The sequence below is a fragment of the Aliivibrio kagoshimensis genome (assembly GCF_050337105.1).
GTDB lineage: Bacteria > Pseudomonadota > Gammaproteobacteria > Enterobacterales > Vibrionaceae > Aliivibrio_A > Aliivibrio_A kagoshimensis.
In genome coordinates this window covers 25,275-32,078 of record NZ_JAKJSQ010000049.1, presented here as the reverse complement: position 1 = coordinate 32,078, position 6,804 = coordinate 25,275, and the positions used below count along the sequence as shown (strand labels likewise).

The following is a 6,804-nucleotide window of genomic DNA, read 5'->3' as shown; positions in this document are numbered from 1 at the left end:
GTACTGTATTGTTATTTAAATATGTTTAATAGATATGCAGGTGGATACAATGGGTGAAATCTTATATCAACATTTAATACATGGTTCAGCAACTCAAGAATCTCTATCAAAATCGGACTCTGATTCGTCAGATGATCATAACAGCAAGCAAGAGATCGAGTTAGAGCTCAAGCAGCAAAGCAATTCAGGCTCCGCAACATCAATTCATTGTGATTTTTTTGGTGCCATCTTCCGATAATTCCCCCTCTTATTTTTCCTCATATGCCCCTATGTTCATTTTACTAGGGGCAATATGGTTACAGTTTCCTGCATAAATAGGCATTATTGTTATAGATAATCAATTTCGTTAAGGATGTCTAATTAATGTAAAAATAATATATTTCATTATCGTTATAATGAACAATCAAAACCGACTTTACCGAATAGCAGGGAAGTGAAATGAAAAAGATAAAACTCGTTCTAGCCTTAAGTACTGTTTTTATGTTTGGGTGTGCCTCAACAGTTCAACTCATGGATAAAAAAGATGGCGAAAATCTTTTGGAGACCAATAAGCCCGTTTACACATTGGTTAATCTCCACCCTGATGAACAAAGATCTAAATTATATTCAGTCAATTATCAGCAGAATGGTCTTATCCCTCTTTGCAGTGAAGTTGAAATGGTTGAGTTACAGTCAAAAAGATTAACCTTTAAAGTGAAAAGTACCGAACGTCAATATACGCTAGACAAACATAGTTCTTCGCCAGATTTTGGTAAATACTTAGCGCAATACTTTGGTACCAGTTGCGATAAAAATACCATCACTACAATGAGCAAAATCGATCAAGCAGGCATCAAAGAAGGTGTTGTGAAAAGTGGCATGACAAAACAAGGTGTCATACTCGCCATTGGTTACCCACCGGAACATAGAACCCCAAGTTTAGAAAGTGATGAGTGGGTTTATTGGCGAAATCGTTTTGGAACAACCCTGATCAAGTTTACCGATGGTGTTGTCACACAACGATAGTAAAATAGAGAGTAGGTGTCTTTGCACGAGGCACTTACTTACTTCTCACATTATATGCCTCATTCACACATCTATCGGCATATGCAACAACGATGAACCAATCAGTTTAATACCGAATTGAACTTTCTACTACTTGCATCATAACCAGACATCCTCCATTATTTACTCAATGAAACGCATTTAATTTAACAACTTAAAACAAGGATAAGTTTATGTTTCTTGATTATTTTGCCTTAGGACTTCTGTTCTTTGTGGCATTGGTTATCTTCTACGGCATTATTGTCATTCATGATATTCCCTATGAAATTGCCCATAAACGCGACCATCCCCACGCAGATGCCATTCATATTGCCGGTTGGGTAAGTCTATTCACTCTGCATGTCCTGTGGCCATTTTTATGGATTTGGGCCACGTTATGGCGTGAAGACAGAGGTTGGGGATTTCACAAACTTGAAGACAATCAACAAGAACTGCAAATACGCGTTAATCACCTCAATGATCAAGTTGAAATGTTGACTGAAAAGCTGACCCAAATTGAAATCAATCAAGGTGTTGCCAAACACATCGCTAATATCAAAGATCCATCTTCTGAGGAGCAAAAATAATGGACCTATTGCTCATTTTAACTTATACAGCACTTTGTGTTGCCGTCTTTAAAATCTTCAAGATCCCGCTGAACAAGTGGACAGTTCCCACAGCAATGCTAGGGGGTGTTGTTCTGATCGGTACCTTGATTCTATTAATGAACTACAACCACCCTTTTACTCAGCTAGGTGGTCAAGTTTATGTTACAACCCCGATTGTACCGTCAGTCAAAGGGAAGGTCATTGAGGTTGCTGTTACTCCCAATCAACTGCTTAAAAAAGGAGATGTATTATTTAAAATCGATCCTCTCCCTTTTGAAGCTGAAGTGATTAGAAAACAGGCGAATTTAGCCGCTGCTAGTAAAGATACGCTCAAGCTTGATACCAGTTACAAAGCTGCACAAGCCAATACTGAAAAAGCCAAAGCGGATAAAGATAAAGCGTACCGTGAGTTTAAACGTTATGAAAAAGGGTTTAATAAAGGCGCATTCACCGCTCAAGACTTAGATACTCGTAAACAAGCCTATAAAGCAGCTCAAGCACAATATGAATCCATGCAAGCAGTCGAAAAGAGCGAATACCTCGATCTAACATCAGAGATTGGTGGAGAGAATACCGACGTCGCCCGTTTAAGAGCTGAGCTTGCTTATGCTCAATTTAATCTTGATGAAACCGTTGTTCGTGCTCCGACTGATGGTTACGTGACACAAATGGCGCTTCGCCCCGGCATGATGGCGGTTCCATTACCACTGCGCCCAGTGATGACATTTGTTCATACTGAAGAGGATTTCTACGTAGGTGCATTTAGGCAGAACTCACTCCAACGTTTACACTCTGGTTTTGAGGCTGAGTTTTTATTCCGCGCCATTCCAGGAAAAGTATTCAAAGGAGAAGTAGTAGAGGTGATCCCTGCGATTGGAGAAGGCCAGATTCAGGCAACAGGATCGCTCCTCAATTCCAATCAGTTTAGGACCAACGGCCGTGCATTAGTTAAACTGGTTATTTCGGATGATCTTAGTGAATATCATCTACCTCAAGGCTCAAATGTTGAAATTTCCGTTTACTCAGACAGCTTTACACACGTCTCTATTATGCGGAAAGTTCTGATTCGAATGAAGAGTTGGCAGAACTACCTCTACCTTGATCATTGATCTGGTTCTTTGTTGGATTGCTGGTTTAATCTAACCATAATAAACCCGTCAGAAGTGATGGGTTTTCTTTATCAGTTACAAAAGAAAAACTAGATAAACGCGTAATTATTTTTACCATCACGTTTGACGACATACATGGCATCATCGGCCAAGTTAACCAGTTCAGTCGGTTTTTCACTATCACTAGGGTAAAGAGAAATACCAATACTTGCGCTAATCGTCACCTCACTCTTTCCAATGACATGATTACTAGCAATAGAGTGTATTAAACGCTCAGTGACATCAATAACGGCTTTTTTATCGACCACATTGTTAAGTATAATTAGGAACTCATCACCACCAATACGAGATACGGTATCAATATCTCGCACACACCCTTTCAATCGTTGTGCCGTCTCTTTCAGTAATTGATCGCCCGCATCATGACCATGGCTATCATTTACTGCTTTAAACCCATCCAGATCCACAAACATCACCGCAACTTGTTTTTGATCACAACGTGCAGCAGTCAATGCCGCAACAAGACGTTCCATTGCCAATTTTCGGTTAGGCAGATCGGTTAACCCATCGTGATTGGCTAGATGGTCAATGCGTCGCTTGGCCTCTTTCAAGTCGGTAATGTCCTCTTTTACCGCTACATAATGACTGATCTGTCCATTCTTCTGCTTAACGGGCGCAATTGATGCAATCTCCCAGTACAGCTCGCCATTTTTTTTGCGATTGTGAAACTCACCTCGCCATGTATTACCTTCCGAGATGGATTTCCAAAGATCACTATACTCATGTACAGACGTCTCCCCCGATTGAAAAATTCGCGGGTTTTTTCCTTTTATTTCATCAAGGTGATAACCCGTTTTTTCCGACGACGCGGGATTAACATAATCTATCAACCCTTTATTATCGGTAATGATAATTGAGGAAGCCGACTGCTCCACCGCTAGTGACACAATTCTCAATTTAGACTCTAATACACCGTATGAGAGCAGTGTTAATGAGATGGCAATGGCACCAATGATAAAGATCCCACTTAAAAAAACGAACGTCGTTAATAAGCCGGGGGACATGAATGGACTGTCCGACGGTTGAATAAAAGTAATCACCCCTCGCATACCATGAAATAGGCCAAAAAGTGAAAACACGATAACCGGGGCGAAACTAGAGGTACGCCAAGGCGCATCTTTGTCTTGTAATAGGGAAAAAACAATAAAGCCACAGGTAAGCACAAACGAAGCCGAAAGAATTTCAACTCTAATACTTAAGTTTTGATCTACATGTGAGAAGTAGTAAAAGCATGCGGCAACAACAGGGGTTAAAGCATAATCAATGAGCAGTAATGGATCCTTACCAGTAAAGACCCTTACCCCTCTTAAGATAAGCACAAAACCGAGTACGTAAAATGAATTTGCAGTCACCAGCGACAAGTAATCAGAAAGCACGCCTCGCGTAGAAATAAGCACGCTAGCAATTGCAATGCATGACATACCGCTCGCCCAATATCCTGCACCATTACGCTTAGATTGAGCGTGCCACAATACCAAAAGAGCAATTGCAGACCCAATGGAGATAAGAGCAGTAACAACGAGTAGAGTACGATTATCTAACACAAACATTAATCCGATTTATTGGGCATAATAATTATTCATTCTATCAATTGTATCTTACCTACTCATTCATAACTGTAGAAAGCTCAAAAAACAGACATAAAAAACCCGCTTTTACGCGGGTTTATCTTATTCGTTTATTTTATCTGTATATTTTAATCTAACTCAACAAGGTTTTTCTCAAACTCGTCAAACTGATCTTGTACAGATTGTTCAGGTTCAGCACTTGCTAGACTAGCAATTACAATCGCCAACGTTGCAAACACAATTCCAGGAACAATCTCATATACATCGAAGATGCCGCCAGTCAACTGCTTCCAAACCACAATCGTTAAGCCACCAACAAGAATGCCTGCAAGAGCACCATTTCGATTCATACGTTTCCAGTAAAGACTTAACACAATAGCCGGTCCAAACGCAGCACCAAAACCAGCCCACGCGTAAGACACTAAACCTAGCACTGAACTTTCTGGATCCATCGCTAAAAATAGTGCAACCAGTGAGAGAGCAATTACTCCAACACGGCCGACCATCACGATTTCCTCTGAAGAAGCTGAAGGCTTGATGATTTGCTTATAGAAATCTTCAGCTAAAGCCGAAGAAGAAACCAATAGCTGTGAATCCGCGGTGCTCATAATTGCCGCCAAAATAGCCGCTAATAAGATACCTGCAATCACAGGGTGGAAAATGGAATTAACCAATAGCATGAAGATCTTTTCACCATCCGCCAGTTCTCCAGCCAGTTCACTGTTTACATAAAGTAAACCAGTTAAACCAACCAATACTGCACCAAACATAGACAGTGCCGTCCATACCACTGCGATACGGCGAGCAGTGGTTAAATCAGCATTGGTTCTCGTCGCTTTAAAACGCGCAAGAATGTGAGGTTGACCAAAGTAACCTAATCCCCAAGCCAGTAGTGAAATGATAGCAATCGCAGACAGCGGCTTACCATCAGTCCCATTCCAAATGGTTAACAACTCTGGATTAATCGCAGCAATATCAGATCCTAACTGACCAAAGCCTCCATCCATCGCCGCAATGGGTACGATAAGTAGAGCAGCAGACATAAGCAGTCCCTGTACTAAATCAGTCCAAGATACCGCAAGGAAACCACCAAACAGTGTATAAGAGACAACGCAAGCGGCACCGATAACGACAGCAATAACGTAATCTAATCCAAATACAGTTTCAAACAATTTTCCGCCAGCTACTAAGCCTGAGCTTGTATAAAAAAGGAAGAACATCAAAATGAAGAAAGCAGCAATTGTTTGAACGAGTTTCGATTTATCGTTAAATCGACGTGACAAATATTCAGGTAACGTCAATGAATCGTTAGTTGTGATGCTGTAAGTACGCAGTCTTTTTGCACAAATTAACCAATTTAACCAAGTACCAACCAGCAGACCACCAGCCAGCCATAATGATTCCAAACCAGCCGCATACGCATAACCCGGTAAGCCAAGAAGTAACCAGCCACTCATGTCAGATGCTCCAGCAGAAAGTGCAGCAGGCCATGGGCCCAGCGTACGTCCACCTAAAAAGTAATCTGATGAGTTTGCTGTACGTTTATACGCATAAACGCCGATTGCCAGCATCATAATCAGGTAAGCGATAAAAGTTGAAGTTATCGCAAAACTATTTTCTATCATATTTTCCTCTCATTATTATATTCACCCTCTATCCTGTGAGGGTATAAAGCAGCTCACCTCTTGAGCTGCTTATTTATGGAGCGGTGATGATCACTTAGTGATCACCACTGCCCAATTCTAGCAATGTTGCATTACCACCAACGGCGGTAATGTTAATGGTTCTGGTTTTCTCGGTAATAAACCTCAGTACAAAGTGACTGTCAGTTACCGTGATCAAGCTGTTTAAGTCGGTCTCTGCAATCAACTGTGCCAACAAACCTGTTCTGTTTGAAAGCTGTCTATTGATACCTTGTGCGTCAATTGCGTTCCCCACAAACGCAACGCCAGCCGTAGACGTATCTTCAATTAATGCATTTAACAAAGAAAAATCAGCCAACTGCACGACAGATTTAGGAAAGCCTGCTTTTAAAAGTGTTGATTGCAGTCTGCTTGCCAACTCAGCGTGCTTTTCTGGTAATGAGATAATGACAGTATTTCCCGCGACAAGTGCGGTGGCAAGTTGCCCTACCACTCCACTGACAGATAGCTCATCACTGGCAGTCATCACAAACACACCGCGCCCGGCAGTATAAAGCTCGTTCGTTTCACCAGTAGGGCCTGGCATTAGCTTCTCTTCACCTATTAGGGATAGTGCTTGCTTGGCTTGATGTTTCGCCATCTTTGAAGACATAACCCCTAAACTTGGATCTTCAGCCAGTTCATCGGCCCAACGAATGACTAAATCACTGCGTACGCTTGCGCCAATGTCGTTCCACATATCCCAATTCGCATGAGACTGTTTAATAAGAGTGTTAATTTGAGCAGTCATAAG

Annotated in this window: 7 protein-coding genes; 4 read left to right on the top strand and 3 right to left on the bottom strand. The window is 41.4% G+C overall.

Annotation, left to right across the window (positions count from 1 at the left end; translation table 11 throughout):
• Positions 1–49 precede the first annotated feature (49 nt).
• The 4 genes from L4C32_RS14910 (at position 50) to L4C32_RS14895 (ending at position 2,740) form a co-directional block, all read left to right on the top strand.
• The gene (locus L4C32_RS14910; RefSeq protein ID WP_428197684.1) at positions 50–238 is read left to right on the top strand and encodes a hypothetical protein; all 189 of its coding nucleotides are present in this window, start codon (positions 50–52) and stop codon (positions 236–238) included.
• A 200-nt stretch (positions 239–438) separates the two neighbouring features.
• Complete coding sequence (locus tag L4C32_RS14905) at positions 439–1,005, top strand: hypothetical protein (RefSeq protein ID WP_428197683.1); 567 nt, start codon at positions 439–441, stop codon at positions 1,003–1,005.
• 212 nt (positions 1,006–1,217) lie between these two features.
• Positions 1,218–1,610, top strand: a complete 393-nt coding sequence (locus L4C32_RS14900) for a DUF3302 domain-containing protein (RefSeq protein ID WP_428197682.1) — start codon at positions 1,218–1,220, stop codon at positions 1,608–1,610.
• Positions 1,610–2,740, top strand: coding sequence for an HlyD family secretion protein (locus L4C32_RS14895; RefSeq protein WP_428197681.1), 1,131 nt, complete (start codon positions 1,610–1,612; stop codon positions 2,738–2,740). The genes L4C32_RS14900 and L4C32_RS14895 overlap by 1 nt, the downstream gene beginning before the upstream one ends.
• 89 nt (positions 2,741–2,829) lie before the next feature.
• Here L4C32_RS14895 and L4C32_RS14890 read toward each other — a convergent pair whose 3' ends face one another.
• The 3 genes from L4C32_RS14890 to L4C32_RS14880 form a co-directional block, all read right to left on the bottom strand.
• Positions 2,830–4,350, bottom strand: a complete 1,521-nt coding sequence (locus tag L4C32_RS14890; RefSeq protein ID WP_428197680.1) for a diguanylate cyclase domain-containing protein — start codon at positions 4,348–4,350, stop codon at positions 2,830–2,832.
• A gap of 146 nt (positions 4,351–4,496) precedes the next feature.
• Entirely contained in the window at positions 4,497–5,993 is a 1,497-nt protein-coding gene (putP, locus tag L4C32_RS14885) for a sodium/proline symporter PutP (RefSeq protein WP_428197679.1), read from the bottom strand.
• Positions 5,994–6,087: 94 nt separating this feature from the next.
• Complete coding sequence (locus L4C32_RS14880; RefSeq protein WP_428197678.1) at positions 6,088–6,801, bottom strand: aldehyde dehydrogenase family protein; 714 nt, start codon at positions 6,799–6,801, stop codon at positions 6,088–6,090.
• Positions 6,802–6,804: the final 3 nt, after the last annotated feature.